General features: G+C 42.4%; 20 protein-coding genes and 1 tRNA gene. 12 read left to right on the top strand and 9 right to left on the bottom strand.

Translation table 11 applies throughout. The features are described 5' to 3' along the window. Positions 1-3: 3 nt before the first annotated feature. On the top strand, positions 4-795 hold the full coding sequence (locus BWD162_RS06435; RefSeq protein ID WP_078705900.1) for an inositol monophosphatase family protein: 792 nt from the start codon (positions 4-6) through the stop codon (positions 793-795). A gap of 139 nt (positions 796-934) precedes the next feature. After that, positions 935-1,081 (top strand): hypothetical protein, encoded by a 147-nt coding sequence (locus tag BWD162_RS07760; protein ID WP_153301016.1) that lies wholly within the window; start codon positions 935-937, stop codon positions 1,079-1,081. A 92-nt stretch (positions 1,082-1,173) separates the two neighbouring features. Here the strand turns inward: BWD162_RS07760 and BWD162_RS06430 are convergent, their stop codons facing one another. Continuing rightward, positions 1,174-2,991, bottom strand: a complete 1,818-nt coding sequence (locus tag BWD162_RS06430) for an ABC transporter transmembrane domain-containing protein (RefSeq protein ID WP_078705899.1) — start codon at positions 2,989-2,991, stop codon at positions 1,174-1,176. Positions 2,992-3,198: 207 nt separating this feature from the next. On the opposite strand from BWD162_RS06430, the gene rpmE reads away from it, so the two are divergent. Then, entirely contained in the window at positions 3,199-3,420 is a 222-nt protein-coding gene (rpmE, locus tag BWD162_RS06425) for a 50S ribosomal protein L31 (protein ID WP_078706164.1), read from the top strand. A gap of 721 nt (positions 3,421-4,141) precedes the next feature. On the opposite strand, the gene BWD162_RS06420 is transcribed toward rpmE, so the two are convergent. Further along, entirely contained in the window at positions 4,142-4,888 is a 747-nt protein-coding gene (locus BWD162_RS06420) for a YebC/PmpR family DNA-binding transcriptional regulator (protein ID WP_078663814.1), read from the bottom strand. 417 nt (positions 4,889-5,305) lie between these two features. Between BWD162_RS06420 and BWD162_RS06415 the strand changes: the two genes are divergently transcribed. From BWD162_RS06415 to glmM, 6 genes are all read left to right on the top strand, one after another. Then, on the top strand, positions 5,306-6,019 hold the full coding sequence (locus BWD162_RS06415) for a DUF1013 domain-containing protein (RefSeq protein ID WP_078705898.1): 714 nt from the start codon (positions 5,306-5,308) through the stop codon (positions 6,017-6,019). Positions 6,020-6,531: 512 nt separating this feature from the next. Further along, positions 6,532-7,050, top strand: coding sequence for a peptidoglycan-associated lipoprotein Pal (gene pal, locus BWD162_RS06405; RefSeq protein WP_078705896.1), 519 nt, complete (start codon positions 6,532-6,534; stop codon positions 7,048-7,050). 807 nt (positions 7,051-7,857) lie between these two features. Further along, positions 7,858-8,691 (top strand): hypothetical protein, encoded by an 834-nt coding sequence (locus BWD162_RS06395; RefSeq protein WP_153301015.1) that lies wholly within the window; start codon positions 7,858-7,860, stop codon positions 8,689-8,691. Continuing rightward, on the top strand, positions 8,676-10,295 hold the full coding sequence (gene tilS / locus BWD162_RS06390) for a tRNA lysidine(34) synthetase TilS (RefSeq protein ID WP_078705893.1): 1,620 nt from the start codon (positions 8,676-8,678) through the stop codon (positions 10,293-10,295). Before BWD162_RS06395 ends, tilS begins: the two co-directional genes overlap by 16 nt. A 117-nt stretch (positions 10,296-10,412) precedes the next feature. Further along, positions 10,413-12,467, top strand: a complete 2,055-nt coding sequence (gene ftsH / locus BWD162_RS06385; protein ID WP_078705892.1) for an ATP-dependent zinc metalloprotease FtsH — start codon at positions 10,413-10,415, stop codon at positions 12,465-12,467. Between the two features lie 1,013 nt (positions 12,468-13,480). Then, positions 13,481-14,830, top strand: coding sequence for a phosphoglucosamine mutase (glmM, locus tag BWD162_RS06380; protein ID WP_078705891.1), 1,350 nt, complete (start codon positions 13,481-13,483; stop codon positions 14,828-14,830). Positions 14,831-16,303: 1,473 nt separating this feature from the next. On the opposite strand, the gene BWD162_RS06375 is transcribed toward glmM, so the two are convergent. Together BWD162_RS06375 and BWD162_RS06370 are read right to left on the bottom strand one after the other, a co-directional pair. Further along, positions 16,304-16,741 carry a hypothetical protein gene (locus BWD162_RS06375; protein ID WP_078705890.1) on the bottom strand — a complete coding sequence of 146 codons (438 nt, stop codon included), beginning with the start codon at positions 16,739-16,741 and terminating at the stop codon, positions 16,304-16,306. A gap of 3 nt (positions 16,742-16,744) precedes the next feature. Further along, positions 16,745-17,071 (bottom strand): DUF883 family protein, encoded by a 327-nt coding sequence (locus BWD162_RS06370; protein ID WP_078705889.1) that lies wholly within the window; start codon positions 17,069-17,071, stop codon positions 16,745-16,747. Positions 17,072-18,146: 1,075 nt separating this feature from the next. Between BWD162_RS06370 and exbB the strand changes: the two genes are divergently transcribed. Further along, entirely contained in the window at positions 18,147-18,959 is an 813-nt protein-coding gene (gene exbB / locus BWD162_RS06360) for a tonB-system energizer ExbB (RefSeq protein WP_078705887.1), read from the top strand. After that, complete coding sequence (locus BWD162_RS06355; RefSeq protein WP_078705886.1) at positions 18,956-19,561, top strand: biopolymer transporter ExbD; 606 nt, start codon at positions 18,956-18,958, stop codon at positions 19,559-19,561. The genes exbB and BWD162_RS06355 overlap by 4 nt, the downstream gene beginning before the upstream one ends. A 308-nt stretch (positions 19,562-19,869) precedes the next feature. Here the strand turns inward: BWD162_RS06355 and dut are convergent, their stop codons facing one another. From dut to BWD162_RS06335, 4 genes are all read right to left on the bottom strand, one after another. Continuing rightward, positions 19,870-20,460 (bottom strand): dUTP diphosphatase, encoded by a 591-nt coding sequence (dut, locus tag BWD162_RS06350; RefSeq protein ID WP_078705885.1) that lies wholly within the window; start codon positions 20,458-20,460, stop codon positions 19,870-19,872. 766 nt (positions 20,461-21,226) lie between these two features. Continuing rightward, positions 21,227-22,048 (bottom strand): hypothetical protein, encoded by an 822-nt coding sequence (locus BWD162_RS06345; RefSeq protein WP_236824111.1) that lies wholly within the window; start codon positions 22,046-22,048, stop codon positions 21,227-21,229. A gap of 373 nt (positions 22,049-22,421) precedes the next feature. After that, on the bottom strand, positions 22,422-22,997 hold the full coding sequence (locus BWD162_RS06340; RefSeq protein WP_078705884.1) for a disulfide bond formation protein B: 576 nt from the start codon (positions 22,995-22,997) through the stop codon (positions 22,422-22,424). A 34-nt stretch (positions 22,998-23,031) separates the two neighbouring features. Further along, positions 23,032-23,634 (bottom strand): YqaA family protein, encoded by a 603-nt coding sequence (locus BWD162_RS06335; RefSeq protein ID WP_078705883.1) that lies wholly within the window; start codon positions 23,632-23,634, stop codon positions 23,032-23,034. A gap of 213 nt (positions 23,635-23,847) precedes the next feature. Here BWD162_RS06335 and BWD162_RS06330 point away from each other — a divergent pair. Continuing rightward, a tRNA-Leu gene (locus tag BWD162_RS06330) sits at positions 23,848-23,932 on the top strand. 339 nt (positions 23,933-24,271) lie between these two features. Here the strand turns inward: BWD162_RS06330 and BWD162_RS06325 are convergent. Next, the gene (locus tag BWD162_RS06325; protein WP_078705882.1) at positions 24,272-24,847 is read right to left on the bottom strand and encodes a hypothetical protein; all 576 of its coding nucleotides are present in this window, start codon (positions 24,845-24,847) and stop codon (positions 24,272-24,274) included. Positions 24,848-25,116 lie beyond the last annotated feature (269 nt).

The raw sequence follows: 25,116 nt of genomic DNA, 5'->3' as shown, positions 1-25,116 counted from the left end.
AATATGGCACGTTCTGCGATCATGAATATCATGGTTCAAGCTGCCCTTAAGGCTGGCCGCTCTCTGGTGCGTGATTATGGTGAGGTTCAAAACTTACAAGTGTCTTTAAAGGGGCCGGCTGATTATGTGAGCCAGGCAGATCGCAAAGCTGAAAAAATTATTTTTACTGAATTGATAAAGGCACGGCCTAAATTTAGTTTTCTGATGGAAGAATCAGAAGAAATTATTGGAGAGGATTTTCAACATCGTTTTATTGTTGATCCTTTAGATGGTACAACAAATTTCTTACATGGTATTCCTTTTTTCGCTGTTTCTATTGCTTTGGAACGTCAAGGGCAGATCGTTGCTGGCGTGATTTATAATCCTATTTTAGATGAGCTTTTTACAGCTGAACGCGGGTGTGGAGCTTTTTTAAACGATCGGCGCTGCCGTGTAGCGGCACGACGTAAATTGGGAGAATGCGTGATTGCAACAGGAATGCCCCATTTTGGAGGTCGCAATCATGCACACTATCTTGTTGAATTGCGCAATGTTATGAGTGAAGTTTCTGGTGTTCGTCGTTTTGGTGCGGCTTCTCTTGATTTAGCTTATGTAGCTGCTGGAAGAACAGATGGGTACTGGGAAGATAATCTTCAAATTTGGGATATGGCTGCTGGAATCATCATCGTTCGTGAAGCGGGTGGTTTTGTCAGTGATAAAGATGGTGGGAATGCTATGTTTGGCATAAAAAACATCATCGCTGGTAATGAATTTATTCATGCCCAATTAAGTCAAACCCTTAAAAAAGGTGTATGAAAGGCTAAACTTTAACTGGCAATCAGAAACACGCCAAGCCCTGTGAGTTCATAAGATGAGAGAAAAGAGGGTCTGCTTGCTTGTGAGATTGGGGGTAGGGGTGCTTGTTTTCAGTGTTGGTTAGAGCCTATGAGGGGGTATGATTGATGGAGCTCGTGATGGAGGAGAAGTTTGCCCTCTGGCTTGTGAGATTGATGGTAGGGCTGTCTGTTTTCAGTGTTGGTTAGAGCTTGAAGCGGGTATGTTTGATGGAGCTCGTGATGGAGGTATGTTGATGGGCTGGTGAGGGAGATATGGTTGATAGCACTCTAAATGTTTTGAGATTATTTGAGTGCTATATTTGGTGTGTTTTAAAGTTCTGGATATTTTTTTAAGCTTTTATGATTTTTGGTCTGGTGAAAATTGCAGTTGCGCCCAATGTGCATAAACCCCATTTTGCTCAATCAATTGGGTGTGGGTTCCTTCTTCAATGATGGTTCCTTTGTCGAGCACGAGAATGCGGTCTGCTTTTAAAACTGTTGCCAAACGGTGTGCGATCACCAATGTTGTTCGGTTGTGCATGAGCCCTTCTAAGGCTTCTTGTACGAGCCTTTCATTATGTGCATCTAAGGCGGATGTGGCTTCATCAAGGAGCAATAGTGGGGCATTTCTTAAAATTGCTCGTGCGATACCGATACGTTGTTTTTGCCCACCAGAGAGCATGATTCCACGTTCTCCAACCTGGCTGTTAAAGCCTTCTGGAAGAGATTCGATAAATTCAAGTGCGTTTGCTGCTTTTGCTGCGGCGATAACTTGTGCTTCATCAGCATCTTTTGCACCAAAGATAATGTTTTCGCGCAGTGTGCCTTCGAAAATAACAACCTCTTGCGGGACATAAGCAATTGATGAGCGTAAATCGTAAAGAGAGAGGCAGTTAAGATCAACGCCATCAAATTGGATTTGCCCCTTTAGGGGATCGTAAAAACGCAAAATAAGAGAAAAAAGAGTGCTTTTTCCCGCCCCTGAGGAACCTACAAAAGCAACAGTTTCACCAGCTTTGATGGAAAAGGATAAATTTTGCAAAACCTTTTCTTGGGGTCTGGAGGGGTAGTTGAAATCAATCTGATCAAAGACAATAGCTCCTTGAACGGGGTGAGCTAAAGGCAAAGGAGAATCTGGTGTTGTGATGGTTGGTTTTTCTTGCAACAATTCGGCAATTCGTTCTGTTGCACCTGCTGCTTGTACTAATTCTGCTCCAAGTTCGGATAATTGTGCAAAGGTCATGGCGCCGAAAATTGCATAAAGCACAAATTGACCAAGCGTACCACCAGACATGGTGCCATTTAAAACATCACGTGATCCGATCCATAAGACGGTAACAATGCTCCCAAAAACGAGAAAAATCGCACAGCCGGTGAAAAAGGAGCGCAAAACGACAGAAAATTGCGCTGTTTGAAAGGCGCGTTCAATAAGAGATGCAAAGCGAGCAGAAATAAAGTTCTCAGACGTAAAGGCTTGTACAGTTCGAATAGCGTTTATCTGTTCAGAGGCAAGAGCATTTGCATCTGCTAAACAATCTTGTGCAGTGCGTGTGCGTTGGCGGACTTTACGCCCTAAGATAATCAATGGAATGGCAACAAGGGGAATGGCAAGCACAACAAGAAGAGATAGTTTAAGATTGGTGATGACCATCATTGCGATTGCACCGATTATCACAATGAGATGACGCAGAGCTGTCGAGGTTGTTGATCCAACAGCTGTTTTAATTTGTGTTGTGTCTGTGGAAAGCCTAGACATAATTTCCCCGGAGCGAGAATGGTCAAAAAAAGAAGGTGAAAGTTGTGTGATATGGACAAAAAGATCACGGCGTAAATCAGCAACAATACGCTCACCCAATGTGATGACACAATAATAACGGCATGCTGAAGCAAGTGCTAAAAGTAAGGCTAATACAAATAAAATGCCAAAATAAAAATTAATATTACCGTGACTTGAAGCAGAAAAACCGTGATCAAGCATCTGACGAATGGCAAAAGGCAAGGCCAGTGTGACAGAAGCAGCAATAAATAAAGCGACAAAGGAATAAAGAACAAGCCAGTGATTACGTTTAATATAAGGAGCAAAAGTTGCAAGCAAAGCAAAAGAAACTCTTTTTTTAGAAGGTTGTGCAAATTTGTCAGAATGATTTGATGGCTTTGTGGGGATGTGCTTATTCATCTTATTCCTTATCTTTTTATTTTGTTCCTTAGAAGACTTTTTTATTCCTTATAAGATTTCACGGATTGATAGGCTTTGCACACTTGTTTTTTTATGTACGCTCAGCTATAAAAATCTCAATTACAACTAATGTATCAAAAAGACGAAGCGAGCGCACTTAAAAAAGCAAACAGCGCTTTTTCGTTATGTAAAACGAAAGTATGCCGTATGAAAGCGAATATTCATCCTGATTATCATATGATTTATGTTGTTATGACTGATGGAACTAAATATGAGACTCGCTCAACATGGGGAAAAGAGGGAGATACCCTTTCTCTAGATATTGATCCTACAACCCACCCAGCCTGGATTGGTGGTTCTCAGACATTGGTCGATCGTGGTGGTCGTGTTTCTAAATTCAAAAATCGCTTCGGTAATCTCGGCGTTTAGAATATTAAAATATTCAATCCCTAAAGATAATATTAAGATAGTATTTTGAAGTTTGCGATGTGAGGATTGAGCGCATTTGAGTGCAGGGATTTGGCGTGTTGTGGGATGGGGCATTCAAGCTTTCAGACGCAAAATTCAGATTTCAAGACACGGCATGTGAGGTTTGAGGCGATTTGCCAGAGTTGAAATTATGTGGGGAGCGTGACGATTTAAGGGGGGTGAGGGTTTTGAAGTCTAAGGGAGTGTACACCGATTTTTAAGGTGAAGTCAGTTTTCAAGAACATAGGCATGTGAGGTTTGAAGCGATTTGCCAGAGTTGAAATCGTTTGAGGAGCGTGAAGATTTAAGAGGGGTGAGGTTTTTGAAGTCTAAGGGGGTGTACACCGATTTTTAAGGTGAAGTCAATTTTCAAGAACACAGGCATGTGAGGTTTGAGGTGATTTGCCAGAGTTGAAATTATGTGGGGAGCGTGACGATTTAAAAGGGAAGTGAACAGTCAAAGGCACTATAAGGCGGCACTATGGTGTATGGTGGATATGCGTGTGGTGAGAGAGTTTTGCGTACCGAATGCTCAACTCATGTATTGGAAATACTCAATTGAAAGTCTCAAGAGAGTCAATTTATAAAAACTAAAAAAATAAAAAAAGCTTCTTGTTGCTTTCAAAGAGGCATTCTTTGATGCATTCCAATCAAACTTCGTGGTAATGGAGCAGGTGGTGATTTATGGCGATAGCTTGGCTAAGATTTCATCACTGACATCGAAATTGGCATAAACATTTTGCACGTCATCATCGTCTTCTAATGTGGTGAGAAGACGTAGGATAGACAGAGCTTTTTCTTCATCCACGGGGGCAAGGGTAGTTGCTTTCCAAACGGTTTTAATGGACTGCGCTTCGCCAAGTGTTGCTTCTAATATTTTTGAAACCTCACCAATATTTTCAAAGGCACATAGAATGTGGTGGCCAGTCTCTTCTGTTTGAACATCTTCAGCACCAGCTTCAATGGCTGCTTCCATGATAGTGTCTGGTGTGCCTGCTTCAAGATTATAGATAATCTCACCGATTCGGTTAAACATAAAACTGACAGATCCTGTTTCCCCTAAAGCCCCGCCAGATTTGGTAAAGGCAGCACGCACATTGGAAGCGGTGCGGTTGCGGTTATCGGTTAAAGCTTCAACAATGATTGCAACACCGCCTGGGCCATAGCCTTCATAGCGCACTTCATCATAATTTTCGACATCACCGCCTGAGGCTTTTTTAATGGCGCGTTCAATATTATCCTTCGGCATAGATTGCGATTTAGCGTTCTGGATAGCCAGTCTTAAACGCGGATTCATTGCCGGATCAGGAGCACCTTGTTTGGCTGCAACTGTAATTTCACGTGCAAGCTTAGAGAACATTTTTGAGCGTATCGCATCTTGACGCCCTTTACGGTGCATAATATTTTTAAATTGTGAGTGGCCTGCCATGGCTTCCCTTTCAGTTTGGACGATTACACACCTTGTCTGGCAAGGTATACGTTTATAGGTTGTCTGGCAAAATATATTGTTTAGCAAAATAATATATGTTGTCTAACAAAAATATATATTGCAACTAGGGTGCGCAAATTGAAAAAAACTTATAAGAAGATTCATGAAAAAGGTAAATACACTCTTGTTATGATCATCTAAAGACATGTGTCTTGTCGTGGTAAAAAAATCACGCTATAAAGGCGGGTAGTTTCATGAAAAAGGGGGAGATTTCGTGGAAAAATGGTTTACTCTATGGCTCTTTATTAGAAGCCGTGATAAGCTATTGTACATTTCAGAGATAAACGCCCAGAGTTCTTAAAGTGAGTAGTAACTTGCCTTTAGTCTTAAAAAGGCAAACAAAAGGATAGTATAAAGATGGCAACAAAACTTTTGATGCCCAAAGCGACAGCTGTGTGGTTGGTTGATAACACGGCACTTTCTTTTGATCAGATTGCAGAATTTTGTCAGTTGCATGTTTTGGAAGTAAAAGCCATTGCTGATGGTGAATCTGCTCATGGGGTTAGAGGTCTTGATCCCATTAGTTCTGGACAATTGACACGCAGTGAAATTGCTCGTGTGGAGGCTGATCCAAAAGCACGTTTAAAGGTTTGCGAATCAAGGGTGCGTATTCCAACGCCAAAACGCAAACGCGCTCACTACATCCCTTTGTCTCGACGCCAAGATCGCCCCAATGGGATTTTATGGTTAGTGCTTAATCATCCTGAGTTAAAAGATGCACAGATTTCACGATTGATTGGAACAACAAAAACAACCATTGAGCAAATTCGCAATCGGACACATTGGAACAGTGCTAATTTAGTTCCTCTTGACCCTGTGGGACTTGGTTTGTGCTTGCAAATTGATTTGGATATTGAACTCCAACGGGCTGCAAAAAATTGTCCTCTCCCTGCACAACAAAAGAGTGAAACTTTGCTTCCTGCATCAGTGACAGAAAATTTTGCTCTTGGTGATGGTAAATCTCAATCGGCTGCCAATGTTGAGGATGAACCAATTGTGGACAAAAATCTTGATGCTGATAAGGTTTTTGCTAAATTAAATGCGCTCAAAAAAGATCAATCAGATAGCTAATGTTGGCGTTATAATGTTAGCATTATAAAGTGGTAGTAGTTTATTTTTGTGCAAGGGGGCTTTAAGATTTTGCTTTTCTCTCATTGAGAATGAAAATATTGAGAAGGAGATTTTGTATCTTAAATAATAGTGAGTCTCAAATAATGGTACGTTTGAGATTAGTTACCAATGTTGGGAATGAAGCAATTGTAGGCAAAATCTTGATGTTGATAATTTTTTCCAAACTACAATGTGTTTTTAAAAAGCCGTTCAGATTACTAAAGTGGGCATATAGAGTGTGCAGCTTGAAAGGGTCTTGGATTAAGGGGGTAAACATTAAAGGTGCGCAAAAAAGTAAAGAACAGAGTGAAAAGACTTGAAAATGGCTACAAAAAGGAGGACAATGCAGATGACAAAAGGAGTGTTGCTGAGTGTCGCTTAAGTGCAATATTTGCTTTGTGTGATAAAATTTTTAGGGGATAATGTGTTAAAAGTCCTTAACTTTGATGTTTTTTATTAAGGAGAATCAGCATATGGAGTTTATCCAAAACATGCTTCGTTGTCCACTTGTTGTGGTCTTTTTTTTCTTGTTGGCTGTTGTTGGTTGTGCCAAAAAGAATCTCAATGAAACAAGTGGCATGCATTCTTCTATGGGGGATGCAAATTTTAGTAGTGCTGTAAGTGGTTCAACACAAGATTTTACGGTAAATGTGGGGGACCGTGTTTTCTTTAGTCTTAACTCTTCCTCTATTGAGCCTGATGCTGAGCGCGTTTTGAAGCGTCAAGCAGAATGGTTGTTGCGTTATCCTCACTATTTTATTACTGTTGAAGGGCATGCTGATGACCGTGGAACACGCGAATATAACTTAGCCCTTGGGCAGCGCCGTTCTGTTACTGTTCGCGATTATCTCATTTCTCTTGGTGTGTCTTCACAGCGGATGAGAACAATTTCTTACGGAAAAGAAAGGCCTGTTGCTGTATGTGATGATATTTCATGTTGGAACCAAAATCGGCGTGTTGTTTTGGTAATCAGTTCCGTAAACGGAGGTTAAAATTTATAAACGGTGATTAAAGCCGTAGATAGATGGTGATTAAAAAGTGAAATCGATGATCTGTTAGAGATCATTAACAAGTATTTAGGGGAGAAAAGATTTTGCATGCTGGGCGCAAAAAAGGCTGGAAAGCTAGTTTTTTGGATCAATTATTATTATGGCGTGCTTGCATTGTTACATTAATTGTGGTGGTTTGTTTTTTGGGGCCTGTTCAAAGTATGCCTCAAAATGCTATTCAATTTTCTAATCACAGTTTAAATTCATATTATGGTCACAGTTTGGGCGCATTGGTTGCCTACAGCATGAACCCATCTCTCCCCCAGAGTATGGGTTCGGCTTTTGATCAGAGTTTGGGCACATTGGTTGCTCAAAGTGTGGATCCATCTCTTTCCCCTTCGAGTATGGGTCTATTTTCTGATCTCAGTTTGGGTGCATTGAGTGCCCAAAATATGGGTCCGTCTCTTCCCCGGAGTATGGACCCGTCTTCTGGTCAGAGTCTGGGCATATCGTCCGCCCAAAGTATGGATCCGCCTCTCCCCCGAGCAGGGGTCCATCTTCTGATCAGAGTTTGGGCACATTGACTGTCCAAAGCGTGGGTCCGTCTCTTCCCCGGAGTGTGGGCCCGTCTTCTGGTCAGAGTCTGGGTACATCGTCCGCCCAAAGTATGGACCCGCCTCTCCCCCGAGCAGGGGTCCATCTTCTGATCAGAGTTTGGGCACATTGACTGCCCAAAGCGTGGGTCCATCTCTCCCCCCGAGTATGGACCCACTTTTTGTTTACAGCGTAGATGCGGTGCAAAAGGTGCGTGTGGATCATCAGGATACTCTTCTTAAAGACAAAGATTTGGATCTTCTTTTGCGTGCGATACAAGGGGCGCTAGAGCGAGATAAACGAGGAGAGAAGGAAGAGCGTTTGTTTCGGCAACACTTGCTTGATCTTTTTAATCAAGAGGGCTCTTTTCGTTATTACTGCCCTTTGAATAATCCTTATTTAAAGGAGACAGTTCAGGTGATTAAGGGTCAAGATGGAAATCAAGAGGAAGCGATTCAAGGTGGCAAGCGCAATAAGGAGCACAGTAGAAAAAAGAAGCACAATGAAAAAGGAGGTGAAAGTGGTGCTGTTGATGGTATGGATGATGAGCGTAAAAATGGCATAAACGCAAGGCATGGTAAACATGTGCAGCGTGAGAAGGAAAAGCGTGGAAAAAATGGTGCTGCCAAACAGGTAGATGGGGATGAAAATCAACGCTTATTGCCTAAGAAACTTTATAAGAAGGGCTATGATTTTATTCTTTCTGCTGATTATGTTGAAGCTGAAAAAGTTTTTTGTGCTTTTCAAAAGCGTTATAAGCAGGATCCTTTAGTTGGTGATGCTGTTTTTTGGTTAGCAGAATCTTTACTTGGGCAAGAACGCTATCATGAAGCTGCACAGGTTTATTTGTATGTATGGTATACGTATAAAGATACCTTATATGGTTCTGAAATTTTGCTAAAATTAGCGGTCAGTGTAGCTGCTCTTGGTCAAAATAAAGCAGCTTGTGATGTTTTTGCTGATATTCCAAAACACTATCAAACGTTAGAGTGCGTTTTTTGTAAACGCCTTAAACAAGAGCAGAGTCGTTCTCAGTGCTCATTCAATTAGAAAAAATTTTTAAGAAGTCAGATTTTGCCCATTGTCAAAAGCTGATTGTGGCAGTTTCTGGAGGGGGTGATTCGCTGGCTTTATTGTTTTTGCTCAGAGATTATTTTAAGACATTGCTTTCTCCCCCTGAGATTATTGTTGTTACGATTGATCATCAATTGCGTGAAGAATCAGCGTGTGAAGCACAGAAGGTGGCAGAGATTTGTCGTGCTTATCAGATTAAGCATGTCATTGTACGGTGGGAAGGCACAAAGCCAAAGACAGATATTTCTCAAAAAGCACGTGTTGCACGGTATGATTTATTATTCCAAGAAGCTGAAAAACAGGGGGCGACGCTCATTATGACAGGGCACACTCTCAATGATCAGGTTGAAACCTATTACATGCGTTACCAACGTATCTTAAAGGATGGAGCTGTTTTACGAGGGGGGCAGGAGGGAGATGGGGCTTCTGTTTTAAGATTAGAGGATGGGGTTTTTGTTGGTGTAGCGCAGGGTGGTGAGATTGTTGATGCGCGGTGTGGGATTGGGGCTGCGGGTGTTTTACGAGGGGGGCAGGAGGGGGATTATAGTAATACATGGGAGGAAATGGGTGTGACAGACCCGTTAAAAGACACTAGTGTCTTGAAAGACAACGGTGAATTGATTGAACGTGGTTTGTCTTGTATTGCACGTGAAGCATTGTTGCGCCGAAAAGTGCGTTTGATTCGCCCACTACTTGACGTTAAACGCGATATATTGCGTGCTTATTTGCGTTTGCGAGGAATAGAGTGGATTGATGATCCGACGAATGATGATTTGCGTTTTGAACGTGTACGTGTGCGCCGTTCTATTCATCCTAAAAACTTTTCTAAAATTGCTCAAAAAGTCAATGAAGCGGCATTAAAGCGGCGTCAATATGCACAAATGATTGCTGATTTGATTCTAGCTTTGGATATTGTTGTTGAATATGGGCGATGTTTTATTAAAAGGCCTGCGCCCTTTTTACGCCATCATCCCGGTTTTCCATTTGTTGTAGGGCTATTTGCTGTGTTGATGGGAGGTAGCCCTTATTTGCTTGCATCTCAAAAGTTGAGCACTCTTAATCAAAAATTGTGTCTCCATTCTTTAGAAAAAAAGCGCTTTACTTTGGCTAGGTCTCTTATCGAATATAGTCAAAAGGGAATTGCTTTGTGGCGTGAAGCACGAAACGTTCAAAAAGCAATCATCCTTCCTGGGCAAACCCTTTTATGGGATGGGCGCTATCAGATCACCAATCGTGAAGCAGATGCCCTTAAAGTGTGTGCCGCTGATCTTGTTCATTTAAAACAGTTTTTTAGGTATGGAAAACAGTTTTCCAACACTCATATGGTTGGGGATAGTAAAATGATTGAAGATATGATTGATTTTGGTGGTATGGTTGATCGTAAACGACTTCATTTTCCTTCGTTGCAATCTCTTCCATTGGTTTTAGGTGCCAAAGGCATTGATATTCCAGAGCTTTCTCATTTCTCTTGTCGCCATAAAGTAATTGTGCAGCGCATTCTTGCACCTTTTGATTGGCTTTTGTTACGCGAAGATGCCGTTCTTATTAATGTTGTAGAACCTTTTTTTAACATTAGGTGAAAAAGATGCAGAAAAATCGCTTTAAAAAATGATAAACATCTTATTCATGTCTTGGCAAGGCGTGGACAAGATTATATGTTGTTTCAAAAACTTTGATATCTTATAAATGGACTGAATATGAATTCCAATTACCGCTCCCTCATGATTTGGGGGCTCATTGCCTTAGTACTCATTGCGTTATTTTCTTTCTTTAATGGAAGCAGTCAGCGAACTGGAAATGGCGAGCTTTCCTATTCTGATTTTTTAAAGAAAGTCGAGAATAACGAGTTTACGACTGTAACCATCCAGGGGCAAAAGTTAACAGGGCATACGGCTGATCGTCGAATCATTTCAACTTATGCACCAAGAGATCCTTCTTTGGTACAGAAATTGGAAAATAAGAAGGTTAATGTGAAGGCTGTGCCTGAAAGTTCTGGGAATAGTATCTTTCTGAATTTATTATTCTCTCTTCTTCCTGTTATTATTATCGTTGGGGCGTGGGTCTTTTTTATGCGACAAATGCAAAATGGATCACGTGGTGCAATGGGATTTGGGAAATCAAAAGCAAAATTGCTAAACGAAGCGCATGGACGGGTCACCTTTCAAGATGTTGCTGGTGTTGAAGAAGCAAAGCAGGATTTACAAGAAATTGTCGATTTTCTACGTGACCCACAAAAATTTCAGCGTTTAGGGGGGCGTATTCCCCGTGGGGTTTTACTCGTTGGGCCACCAGGAACCGGGAAAACTTTGCTTGCACGCTCTGTTGCTGGGGAAGCCAATGTTCCATTTTTTACCATTTCGGGGTCGGATTTTGTGGAAATGTTTGTGGGGGTTGGGGCAAGCCGTGTTCGTGATATGTTTGAACAAGCTAAAAAAAATGCCCCTTGCATTATCTTTATTGATGAAATTGATGCAGTTGGGCGTCATCGTGGTGCAGGACTTGGTGGTGGAAACGACGAGCGCGAACAGACATTAAATCAGTTACTTGTTGAAATGGACGGGTTTGAACCTAATGAAAGCATTATTTTAATTGCTGCAACAAACCGGCCAGATGTTCTTGACCCTGCTTTGTTAAGACCAGGGCGTTTTGATCGACAAGTTGTTGTGCCAAACCCTGATGTTGCTGGGCGTGAGCAGATTTTGAAAGTTCATGTGCGCAATGTGCCTTTAGCGCCCAATGTTGATTTGAAAGTTTTGGCAAGAGGCACACCAGGATTTTCCGGTGCTGATTTGATGAACCTTGTTAATGAAGCTGCTTTAATGGCTGCAAGCCGCAACAAAAGAGTGGTGACAATGCAAGAGTTTGAAGATGCAAAAGATAAAGTCATGATGGGAGCTGAACGCCGTTCAACCGCTATGACACAAGAGGAAAAAGAATTAACCGCCTATCATGAAGCAGGGCATGCTATTGTGGCTTTAAATGTGCCTGTTGCAGACCCTGTTCACAAAGCAACAATTGTACCAAGAGGAAGAGCTTTGGGGATGGTTATGCAATTGCCTGAAGGCGATCGTTATTCCATGAGCTATCGGTGGATGATTTCACGCTTGGCGATTATGATGGGCGGAAGAGTGGCCGAAGAATTAAGATTTGGAAAAGAAAATATCACATCTGGTGCGGCTTCTGATATTGAACAGGCTACAAAATTGGCACGTGCTATGATCACAAGGTGGGGATTTTCTGATATGCTTGGCAATGTTGCTTATGGCGATAATCAGGATGAAGTTTTTTTAGGTCATTCAGTTGCAAGAACGCAGAATGTCTCTGAAGAAACGGCACGTATGATTGATACGGAAGTGCGCAGACTCATTGACGATGCTTATAAAAGTGCAACAAAAATTCTTACAACAAAAAAGAAACAATGGTTTGCATTGGCCCAAGGCTTGTTAGAATATGAGACATTAACTGGTGCAGAAATTAACGAAGTGATTGCGGGCAAACCACCTTCACGCACTCAGGGCAATGATCATGTGCCTGCCCGTACTTCATCTGTGCCCAAGACAGGTGGTAAGGGTGGAAAAGAAAAACCCAAATCTCTTGTTGCGGAAAAGAAAACTGATGTTACCGAGAAGAAAACTGATGCTGCTGAAAAGAAGGCGCGTAGTTCTAAAGGCACTTCTAAAAGTACGCTAAAAGTAAGTGATGATAATAAGGTGAACGCAAAGAATGATTCTAAAAACAATCCAGATGCTTAGAAATGAATAAATAGTACTCGATGCAAAAAACTTCCCTCTAAGATTTGAGTAAGGTGGTAAGCAGGAGGCTTTACTAATTAAGTCGGAGATTTTAACAATAAATGAGAGGTCTTTGGCGGGTGTGTAGGTTTTCTTGTGCGTGCAAACAAGTTTTGAAGAGATGGAAGGGTGTTGAGGGTATTGCTTTAATGGGTTGTCTATAGGGATCAGGGTTTTTGTGTGCGTGGGATAAAGTTGTTTATCAATAGGCTTTATACGAGAAGCTGGTCTTTTTTGAAGAGTGGTGACTTTGTGAGAAGGGGTTTAAGGAGTGGGCCTGAGGAGCAAGGTTTGTGAGAGCAGTTGGTAACTTGGCAGATTGGTGGGGTAGGTTGGTGAGCTAGGTGATCTGTAATTTAAAGGGTTGATGGTTTGAGGGGATCGATGATCCCCGAAGAGGGCTGTGGTAGAGTGGTTTGGTATTTTTTTGGAGGGTGATGATTTCCAAATGGTCCTAAATGGAAAGGTTTGTGAGGGGGCTGTTGGCAACGTGGTAGATTAGTGAGGGCAGGTTGGTAAGTTGGGTGGGTTGTAGTTAAAGGGTTAATGGTTTGAGGAGGGGATCGATGATCCCAAAAGAGGAGCTTTGGTAGAGTGGCTTGATATTTTGGGGGGGTGATGAGTGTCCAAATAGTCCTAAGTGAAAAGGTTTGTGAAGGGGTTGTTGGCAACGTGGTAGATTAGTGAGGGCAGGTTGGTAAGTTGGGTGATTTTGGTTTAAAGGATAGATGCCTCGAAGGGACTGTGGTAAAATGATTGGTATTTTTTGGAGGCTGATGAGCTAAAAAGAGTCTGAGGAGCAAGGTTTGTAAAAGTGAGCGGTTAGCGACTTAGTAGATTGGTGAGGACAAGTTGTGGTGAGTTGGGTGATTTGTGGTTTAAAGGGTTGATGGTCTAAAGGGGTTGTGGTTTGAGTGGTTGGTAATGTGAGGGGTTGGTGGTTTCCGAAGAGTTCTAAGTGAAAAGGGAAAAAAATGGCGCGAAAATATTTCGGAACAGATGGTATTCGGGGGAAAGCCAATTGTTTTCCTATGACACCAGATTTTGCCATGAAAGTGGGAATGGCTGTGGGTGTTTTGTTTCGCTCACAAGGACAGCCGTGCCGTGTGGTAATTGGTAAAGATACTCGATTGTCTGGTTATATGCTCGAAAATGCTTTGGTTTCAGGATTTACCGCTGCTGGAATGGGGGCTTTTTTGCTTGGGCCTGTGCCAACCCCTGCTGTTGCTATGCTTTGCCGTTCTCTACGGGCGGATATTGGAGTGATGATTTCTGCTTCTCATAACCCTTATTACGACAATGGAATTAAGCTTTTCGGCCCTGATGGTTTTAAGCTTTCAGATGAAATTGAAGCAAAAATTGAACAATTACTTGAGAAAGATCTTTCACATTCTTTAGCAAATTGTGCAGAAATTGGGCGTGCAAAACGGGTTGAAGGGGATATTTACCGTTATATTGAATATGCAAAACGCACGCTACCGCGTGATGTGCGTTTGGATGCTTTGCGCATTGTGGTTGATTGTGCCAATGGTGCTGCATATAAGGCTGCACCACTTGCTTTATGGGAATTGGGTGCAGAGGTTATTGCGATCAATCATGAGCCTAATGGTTTTAATATTAATCAAAAATGTGGATCTACTGATCTGACCTCTTTAAAAGAAAAAGTTCATGAGGTGCGTGCCGATGTGGGGATTGCTCTTGATGGGGATGGTGATCGTGTTTTAATGGTTGATGAAAAAGCTCAAACTGTGGATGGTGATCAATTGATTGCGGTGCTTGCTGAACATTGGCATAAAACTGAGCGGTTACAGTGCAATGGTATTGTAACAACCATTATGGCAAATCTTGGGTTGGAGCGTTTTCTAAACACTAAAGGATTAGATTTGGTACGTACTAAGGTTGGGGATCGCTATGTTGTCGAGGCGATGCGTGAGAAGGGTTATAATGTTGGTGGGGAAAATTGTGGACACATTGTCTTAAGTGATTTTGGGACAACGGGTGATGGATTGGTTGTTGCTTTGCAGATTTTAGCGTGTATGAAAGAAAGCCAGCTTTCGATGAGCGAGTTGTGTAAGCGTTTTGAGCCTGTTCCCCAAATTTTGAAAAATATAACAATTAAAGACAAAAATGTATTGAACAAATCTCCAGTCAAAGCTGCGATTGATCAAGTAACAGAGGGGTTGGGAAAAGAAATGCGGTTGGTTATTCGTGCTTCTGGAACCGAGCCGTTGATCCGTGTTATGGTTGAAGGTGATGATACTAAAGCCATTGAAACCATTGCGGCAGATATTGAGGATGTTATTGCGCGCAATGATTGTGTTTAGAATGCTCCCAGTATGGTTGTAGAGTACTCTTCCTAGGGGAAGGTAGATTTTAAGAGAGACCCAGAGTGCTTTATCTTGTGGGAGATTTTGGGTGGTTGAGGATTACTCTTTCCATTAAAAGCTGGTGAAAACAAATCACAGTTGTAAGTTTAATTAAATTAATCTCATTGGTTTATCATTCTGACGATGGTAATGGGATTTACTCTATTTGTATCCTTTGTGTGCTGAGTTTTTCTCAATATTTCATGAGCAAATTTGGTTAAAGGTGTGTGTGCTTTTTACAGAGGTGAATGTGCGGGGAAGGGAAAGATGTGTGGGCTTTGGTTGGCGAGAGGTGCTGAGCGTTGTGTGGTGTGTACTTTGTTGAAGGGGGATGAGGTTGAGGGCGCTCTTTGTTAAGGGAGGGGCTGTGGATGCTGTTGTGGGATCAATGCGAGCGGGAACAATGTTGAGGGTGGTCAAGTGAGAGGGAGTTGGGAGTCGTGTTTAAGAGGAGGTAGATGTGTTATGTGAGGTAGGTTTGGTAAACAGGTGTGATGGATTCTAGTGAAAAGATGCTGTGGGATGCTTTTGTTTAAAGAGAGGGTGGAGATGAGTAGGTGGACTTAGGAAGAGGGGTAATATGCGGGTTTTGTTGGTTGGGTGAGAGTTGCTGGACGTTGTATGGTGTGCTTGAGACAAGGCAGGTGTGTTGTGTGGAATAGTTGGATGCATTGCGGTGTAGGAAACGCTATTGGAAGGATGGAGATGAGTGGGTGGACTTAGGAAGGGGGGTAATATGCGGGTTTTGTTGATTGGATAAGAGGTGCTGGACGTTGTGTGGGGTATACTTTGTTGAAGGAAAATGAGGTTGGAGGGCTTTGTAAGGGGAGGAGCCGTGGGTTCTTTTGTGGGGCAGGTTTGGTACACTGGTGTGATGAATTTTAGTGAAAGGATGCTGTGGGAGGCTTTGGTTTGAAGAGAGGGTGGAGATGAGCAGGCGGACTTGGGAAGAGGATGTGCAGGAAGGGGTAGATGTGCGGCTTTTGGTTGGGTGAGAGTTGCTGGACGTTATATGGTGTGCTTGAGACAAGGCAGGTGTATTGTGTGGAATAGTTGGATGCATTGCGGTGTAGGAAACGCTATTGGAAGGATGGAGATGAGTGGGTGGACTTAGGAAGGGGGGGTAATGTGCGGGTTTTGTTGATTGGATGAGAGGTGCTAGACATTGTTGTGTGGTGTGTACTTGGGTGAAGGGGGCGAAGTTGAGGGCGTTTGTGGAATGGTATGAGCTGTGGGTCCTTTTGTGGGGTCAGTAGCGAGCGGGAACAATGTTGAAGGTAGGTTAGATGAGAGAGGGTTGGGAGTGTGTTTGAGAGGAGGCAGATGTGCTCTTGTGGGGTTAGGTTGTGCTTTTTGCAGAGGAAAAAGGCACATTCTTTCTATATTGAGAGAATGTGCCTTTTGGGGGATGAATCACAATAGCTATGTGTTTTAAAAGTGATCTTTTTTATCTTTTTGCCATAAAAAGTAAGCTGCAAGTCCCAAAGCTGGCAATCCTAATTTAACAAGAGGCAAGTATTTGCTCAGCATTGCGATGCTGGAAAGAGTTGATTCTGTCATAAACTTACGGCGCTGTTCCTCATAGTGTCTTTGATAATTACGTTGTTGATATGCTTTGAAAAATCGACTTAGCAAAACACTTAATCCTGCAACAAAGAACCAAATAAACACCATTGTTGTGGCTGCTCCAACTGGGTGCATTACTAAACATAAAGCAAGAAAGCTTAAGACATTTAAAAACACTAGAGCCATCAATAATGAAAATCCAATAATTCCACAGCAAATTGCTTGGATGCGGATCTGTTTGATCGTATTTTTGAGATTTCCACCAGTCAATTGGTACAGTAAGGGTATAATAGACGTTTGCATGAGTTAACGGCGGATTAAGTAAGAGAGAACAAAACCAATGCCGGCTGCAACCAAAACGCTCTTGCTAGGATTTTTGCGCACACATCTGCTCAAATTATATTCAAAATCGCTTAAGAGGTCTTTGGCTTGTGAGGCGATGTCTTCACCATTGTCTTTTACTGAGGCGTAGAGTTTTGTTGCTTTGTTTTTAGCTTCACTTAATGTGTTTGAACCAAGGTCACTTAGTGCTGAGGTTATGTTTGCCATTTCACTGCGTAATTGCTTCAATTGAGCGTGCAGGTCTTTTTCTGTTGATGTTGCTTTGTCATCTGCTGCTTTGTTGTTTGCCATAATGATTCTTCTTTCTTTTTCTTGGGTTATTTTCGATTCATGGTGAAGGTCATCACCTGAGTCAAAGATTTGAACATTCGTTAGTGTTTAACGCCCTCAAATTATATTGGTTCCATGCTTAATACAATTTATAAGTGTGTTTTTTATAAATGTTATTTTTTTTAAGGAGTCTTGATGATGTAGGGAGGGTTACGCAAAAATTCTTTGAAAAGAAACCATATATGGACAAAATTATTCCTAATACTTTTGTTTCATAAGGTTTTGCAACAGTCTATGACACACCTTTGGAAATTAGACTGTTGGATTTATAAATAAACCTATAGTTGTATAAACGAACCTATAGGGGGGATTGTGAGCGGTTCTCTTTAAGAGAGATGCATGAGTGTGTGAGGTGTTTGAGAGGGGGATGCGTGCATGGGGATTACACAGGGGGAGTGCGTGAGGTACGTGGGTGCGTGATGGGGGTATGTGCGTGAGGTATATGAATATGAGGGGTGTACGTGATGTTAAGGTTTATGTGAGTGTGTGGGTGGGGCTTTGGTTTGAGAGGGTGGGAATGAGCGGGCAAACTTAGGAAGAGGAGTGATGTGTGGGGAGGAGGGATGAGAGCGAGGAGGTTCTGGGTGTTGTGTGGTGTGCGGGCTTGGAGGAAATGATACGAGCTGTGGGTACTGTTGTGGGATTAGTATGAGTGGGAGAAGTTTTGAGGGTGATCAAACAGGAGAGGTTTGAGAGTGTACTTGAGAAGGGGAAGATGTGCTCTTGTGGGGTAAGTTGGGTGCGTGAGGTGTGGAGGATGCTGAGGCGTGAGAGGGGTGCAGGAGGGTATGTATGCATGAGGGGTGTGAGTAGTTTTAAGGGTTATGTGAGTGTATGGCTGGGGCTTTAAAAGAGATGTGTGAGCGGCTTTAAGATTGTGTGGGTAAATTATTTGATTTTATGGGAAAAAGTGACGACACTTTTTATTATAAACTAGACTTGATTTGTCTTCTTTTATTTTTTATAACCTATTTTATTTTTTATAACCTATTTCCTAAAGGAGGGATGGGGTTATTTTAGAGATCTGTGAGAAACAATGGAATCTGAAACAGAGGCTTTAGGTAAGGGTTTTACTTTATTTTCTGCAGGTGATTTTTCTCCTTTTTCGATGTTTATGGCTGCTGATGGGGTTGTGCAAGCTGTGATCATTGTGTTGATGCTTGCTTCTCTTGTATCTTGGACGATTGCTCTGGCTAAAATTGTTGAAATAATGTGTGCAAGGCGTAAAGTGCGTCGTACGTTGCAGTTTGCTCTAAACGCTCAAACTTTCACGCATTTGACCTCTGATTTCAAAAATCAGCAAGAAACGAATTTGGTTTTTCTAGGGGCAGGTGCAGTCTTTTTGGAAGAAACGCTCAAAGAGGTCGATCTTTCTACTCAGCAGGTGGTTTTCATCAAGTTTCAAGGTACTAGAGAACGCAAAGATGACGATAGTGCGTTGTGTGCTTTCAATGAGGGGGTAAAAGAACGGGTACATTTGCTTTTAGCACGATGTGTGCTGGCTGCTACAAGACGCATGGCTTGTGGGACTGCCATTCTTGCAACCATCGGTGCTATTGCTCCTTTTGTTGGGCTTTTTGCAACCGTTTGGGGGATTATGAATGCTTTTATTGGGATTGCTCAAACTCAAACAACACGCTTGGATGTTGTGGCACCCGGAATTGCTGAAGCTTTGCTTGCAACGGCTGTGGGGCTTTTTGTCGCTATTCCTGCTGTTGTTATGTATAATGGTTTAACACGTGCTCTTAATGGATATCGAAATGATTTAGGAGATATTGCGGCCGCTATTGAACGGCTTTTGAGCCGTGAACTCGACCAACAAAGACAGCAAAAAAGCCGCAAACAATGAAAACAGACTATCATAATGAATATGAGGGCGATGATTTTCAGGTCCATAGTGAGATTAATGTAACGCCTTTTATCGATGTTGTTTTGGTGCTGCTTATTGTGTTTATGGTAGCTGCGCCTTTGGCAACATCTGTTATTTCTGTTCAGTTGCCTTCTGTAACAAAAGCGCCTGTTTCCCAGCCTGATAAGCCTCTTTATATTACCCTACAAAAGGATCATTCTTTTTATGTTGGTGAGACTCTTGTGAGTGAGGGAGAATTTATTGAAATCTTGTCTGAAGAAACTCAAAAAAATTTGGAGACAAAGATTTTAATTCAAGCAGATGAGGAAATCGACTATGGTCGTGTTGTCAATGTGCTAGATCGGTTGCAAACAGCCGGATATACCAAAATTGGTCTTGTGGGAATGCACAAAACTTTAAACCATGGTGATGAAGGGGGAAATGGTAAGGAGGAAAATAGGGGTTACAAGAAAGACAATGGTGATGGAAGAGATAAGGGTGAGGGAGAAAGTAATGGTAATGGGGGCAGTAATGGTGAAGAGGGAAATGGAGGAAATGGGAACAGTAATGGCAAGGGAGATGGTAATGGTGAGTGGAGATAACAGGGATAACAAAGAGCCCGCGGCTGATACCATATTATTTTCTCATGAGTAAGTTTTTTTATGAATGTGAAAAAAGAAGAGCTTTTCTTTTAAAAAAAGTGGGCGAGGTGTTTTTTTCAGATAAAAGAGTTTCAATTTTCCATAAGTAAAGATGGGTTGGTTTGTGTTGCTTGCATGGTGATGGGGAGGCATTCTCTTAAAAATGCGCTAAGAAGTTATCTTTTTAGAGCAGGAGAATAGTTTTTTTAAAGGCACTGAGGGGCTTTATAGAGGGCCGGGGGGATATTATTGGTTAGGTGCCCGGGGGATTAATCGTGCCCTGTTGAGCCAAAGCCGCCTGTTCCACGCCCTTGAGTGTGGTTTGCTTCATGCACTTTATATGAGGTATTTTCTTGATTTGGTTCGATGACACGAATATTAACTTGAGTAACAGGTGCAATGACTGTTTGTGCAATGCGCATTCCACGCTGAATAGGGAAATTTTCTTGCCCTAGATTGATGAGAAGAACTTTCACCTCACCACGGTAGTCACTGTCAATCGTTCCGGGTGTGTTTAAGCATGTGATACCATGTTTTAAAGCCAAGCCAGAGCGTGGACGTATTTGTGCTTCATAGCCAGGTGAGAGGTGAAAAATTAAACCTGTTGGGATGAGGGCACGTTGCCCGGGGGCTAAGACGATTGTTTCATTTTCTGCTAATGCTGCACGCAAATCAAGACCAGCAGAGCCGGCTGTAGCATATTGGGGAAGATCTAAATTTTGCCCGTGGGCAAGGCGTTCTACCGAGAGGGTAAGATTTTGTGAAGGGGAGGAGGAAAAATCACAAGAGGAGGTACTCTTTTGGCTGTGTGCATGAGCATTGGGGGAAGAGGGAAGCGAGGTAGGAGAAGGATGAGACATAACGTGGAGTTTCCAAATATAAACGATAGAAAGTAATTTTAACAAAAGCTTCCAAGTAAGACAAGCCGGTAGGGATTTGTTGATGGAGGTTTATTGATGGGGGGTATGTTGGTGGGGAGTTCTGATAATGGCCTACTGACGAAAGCATGTCGATGAGAGGTTTCTGATGGAGGTTTGTCGGTGAGGTACAGGAGCATGAGGGGAGGTGAAAAACACAGGAGGAGGCACTTTTTTGGCTGTGTGTATGAGCATTTGGAGAAAGGTGAGGCGAGGTGGAAGAGGGATAAGGAGGAAGAAGGAGGTTGGGGATTGGGGAGAGTGAGGTAAGGCGGTAGAGTGGTGAGGGTGAGATGGGGGGAGAAGCGTGAGATGAGGCGAGGGGGAGGAAGGTGAGAGGGTTGCTGATAGAGGCTTGTTGATGAGGTACACACGACCGTTGAGGGGGGGTACTAAGTTCACAAGGGGTGGTGTTTTGGCTGTTTGAATGAGCATTGGGAAAGGAGATGAAACGAAGAGGCAAGAGGAGCGAGGTAGGGTGGGAGGGGAGAGGTGAGGGGAGGTGAAAAAATCACAGGAGGAGGCACTTTTTTGGCTGTGTGCATGAGCATTTGGAGAAAGGTGAGGCGAGGTGGAAGAGGGATAAGGGGGAAGAAGGAGGTCAGGGATTGGGGAGAGTGAGGTAAGGCGGTAGAATGGTAAGGGTGAGATGGGGGGAGAAACGTGAGATGAGGGCGAGGAGGTGAAATGAGGGGGAGGGCGTTTTTGTTTATATACTACCAATCAAGATGCCTGTTGCAAGGACTAAGGCTCCACCTACAATAACTTGGAAAGAAGCACGCCAGAAAGGTGTGTCCATAAATTTATTTTGAATCCAGACAATAGCCCAGAGTTCAAAAAATACGATAAGGCAAGCAAGGGTTGTTGCAAGGTAAAAGTTGTCAATGAGATAGGGAAGAGCATGACCTAACCCCCCAAGCATTGTCATGACGCCGTTGGCAATGCCTCTTTTGAGTGGAGAACCACGCCCTGATAATTTTCCATCATCATGGGCTGCTTCGGTAAAGCCCATTGAAAGACCTGCACCAATTGCAGCAGAAAAACCTATCAAAAAAGTTTGATAGGTATCACCTGTTGCAAAGGCTGCTGCAAAAGTGGGGGCAAGGGTTGAGACAGATCCATCCATTAGACCTGCAAGGCCGGGTTGAATCCACGTTAAAAGTGTTTGTTTATATGCTTGCGTTTGTGATGGGGTGGCTTGATTTTCTTCTTGTGCTGTTTTTGAGTTTGCTTCTTGGTAGCAAATGTCTAAAAGAGCAGGCTCGTTGGATGAGGGGTCTGAGGTTGTTGCATGAATGTTACAAGCCATGCGAAGAGATTCTTGAAAATGCTCAAGTTCTTTAGTACCCATTTTGGCAAAAATTGCCGCTTGCTCTGGACAATGCTCTTGTAAAGCTTTGGCATATTTTAAATAAAGCGCTGCTTGTTCTTCTTGTAATTTGAGAGCACAAGCGACCATCTCTTGGCATAAAGGAGGCTCAAAGGCATTATGGGGTGAAGAGGGGGAAGAAGGTGAAGGGGGCTTTGACATTGTTGCTCTCATTATTAGAATAATTCTAAAATGTAGAGGGCATCAAACAAAAGTCAATTTTGGATATTACTGGATATCAAAACTTAATCTTAGATGTAAGATCAATCTTAAATGTAAAGTCTAATTTTGAGTGTAGAGCCAATCTTGGGTTTAGAATGCCTTAAAGTTTAGCTGTACTGTAGGGGGCGGGTTGTGTTGTAGAATGCAGTTTAGGTTTGGGTGGTGTGATTTGTGTTGGAGGGATGTTGTAGGATAAGGGATGCGCTTGAGGGGGTGAGGGTGGTATAATGGGGCGGTGTTGGGAGGGGATGGGGGTATGTGGCTTGTGTTGTCGGTTAGAGCTGTAGCTTTGCAGTTTTTTGCTCTATGGTGTTTATTTTTCATCATCATTTGAGAGAAGCCCTTTGGATGCTACATACAGACTAAGGAGCATGTACAACAAACTGGCAAGGACATTCCAGCCGGCAAATGACAGAAAAAGAAAGCGCGCTGGTGCTTGAGAACAGGAGGGAGATGCTGGGGGCTTTTCAAGTGAAGTAAAAAGCTGGTCTACGCCTGTTGTGAGTGTTGTTGTATTTAAACTGCAGTGGGCTGGTGCTGGCCAAAAGTGATATTCAATACCGGCGTGATAGATTGCAAGCACAAAGCTTGTTGCCATGAGCACAAAAACGCATATGAATAAAAACCGTACCAGAGAGGACAAGCAAGAAACCCACGCCAAAAGGCTTGCTAAGACTAAAAGCGGGAGAGCACCATAATAAGGAAGGCGCTCAAGCAAACATAAGTGGCATGGAAGATAACCGCCGATAATTTCAAAACTCAGTGCAATACCCAGTATGGCAGCAAGGCAAAGGGTTAGAAAAAAGGCCCACAAACTTCGCTCTTTATTGCTTTGTTTGCGATAAAGATGTTTCTTCATAAAGCATTGGCAAGACAAAGAAGTACTCATTTAACATATTCTCTCAAGTGGACGAGGAATGATTTTAAAAAGCAGAATATAATTTATAGACTAATAGATTATAGGCTAACAAGAGAAGAATTAAACCAATAGGCAAAAACCATGTAAAATGACGAGAGAGCAGATCGATCGCTTTTTGACCAAAACGTTGAATAAACCAAGCAAAAAGATAAAAACGAGCTCCACGCGCTAAGAGACAAATAACAATAAAAAGCAGGAGAGGTACGCCCATGACCCCTGATAAAAGCGTGACAAGCTTGATGGGTGGAAAATGGAAAAGCCCTGATGTGATCAGTAAAATTACGAGAAATTTTAATGTTGCACCATTTTGAAATGCCTGAAAACTTTCATATTTACCGTAGAATTCTAAAATCGGTTTGGCGATGGTGTCGTAAGCATAAAAACCTATAATCCAACCAAAAGCTCCCCCTAAGGTAGAACACAGTGTGCCAATTAAGGCGTAGCGATAGGCGTTTTGCGGGCGAACAAGCGCCATTGGAATGCACAAGACATCAGCTGGAATCGGAAAAAAGGAACTTTCAAAAAAAGCAATTAGCCCAAGCCAATGTGGCGCTGTGCGACGCTGTGCTAATGATACGACCCATGCTTTTAATTTGTTTAACATCATAGTTTTAAAGCCCCAATACTTTTCCCTATAGTTTTCATGCACATACTTTCAAATAAGCCAGATTAATTCAATGAGTTTAAAATGATGCATAGACTTAAAAAAACAAAAGTCCAGTTAAAAAATGCAAGTCCAGTGTTGACGAATCTCTACTTCTTCATATAGTGCAAGAGGAGAGGGCACAAGCTTTCCTTATGTCTTGATCAAGCTGCATGTGCGGGTGTGGTGGAACTGGTAGACGCGCCAGACTCAAAATCTGGTTCCGAGAGGAGTGTCGGTTCGAGTCCGACCACCCGCACCATAGGCAAATTTCTTCTAGATGTGGATGTTTATTTAGGAGAGACCGAGGGCGTGCGTTTGCTTAGGGGATTGACGGCATGTGCGTTGTTTTTTCAATTTAGATGCAGTAGGGGGATTTTATCCCCTTAGTTAAATGGATGGATGCGCTGGTTTTTAAGGTGGGGGGAGTGGTTTGTCTCATGGTTTGCGAGTGTGATTGTGAAGGTGTACGTTTATGTGGAAGAATTGATAGCGGGTACTATTTTTCAATTTAGGTGCAGTGAGGGGGATTTTATCTCATTGATTGAGTGGGGGCGCTGTTTTGGGGTGGAGGAGTTTTTATACGTTTATTCAAGACTATTTAAGTTTTCGCATAACCCCAATAGGTTGCCATCAGGTCTAGACAATCGCGTAAGTGATCGGCAAGAGAGTTTTGTCTGCGTTTTAAAGGGCTTAAGTCTTTGATCGATAGGTTATAACCGATTATTTGCTCAATAAGCTGGTAACCAAGAACACCCAGTTGAATCTTAATCGTTTGTAATTGATCTGTTGCTTCCATTTGGCGTTCAAGAGTGTCTGTATAATAATGACTGCCATCGACTTTTTGATGGCTGTAATCGATGCTCATGTGTGTGTTACCTTGTTGTATGTGCCAATAATAATAAAAACGTTCTGCTGCTTTATATTGCGCTTTGCTGATATGCCCTTTTGCATATAAAAGGGCAATAGGGCGGCTATGAGCGTTGGCAACTGCAACAATGGTACGTGGGTTGCTAGGGCTTTCCTTATGGGTGGGTTGAAAATAAGGATTACTTGTTTCAATAAGCATTTCTTCTGTTTTTAAATGACCAATGTGCTGATGTTTTGTATATGGGTGGGCGTAATTTACAGTGTTCTTTTTAAGTGCATCGGTATTTTTATTGTGATGACATTTCATTGTTTTCCTCCTTTAATGAAAAATGTGTCAGAAGATTTTTAAATGAAAATGAATGGAATTAAATGAGAGGGGACTTAAGTGAGAGAGACCGAAATAAGAAAGGCTTCAGGAAAGGGATATAACTGAGAATGAAGAGGTTAAATGAGAGGGGACATATATGAAAAATGAGGTGGTTTAAGTGAGAGTGATGAGTAAGAATGAGGGGGGAGCGAAAATGATAGGAGATGAGTAAAAACGGGGTTTAAAGTGAGAAAAATTGCTAAAGTGGT

This window comes from Bartonella sp. WD16.2 (assembly GCF_002022505.1).
Classification (GTDB): domain Bacteria; phylum Pseudomonadota; class Alphaproteobacteria; order Rhizobiales; family Rhizobiaceae; genus Bartonella.
Note: the sequence above shows the minus strand (reverse complement) of the source record. Positions and strands in the feature narration are given on the sequence as shown.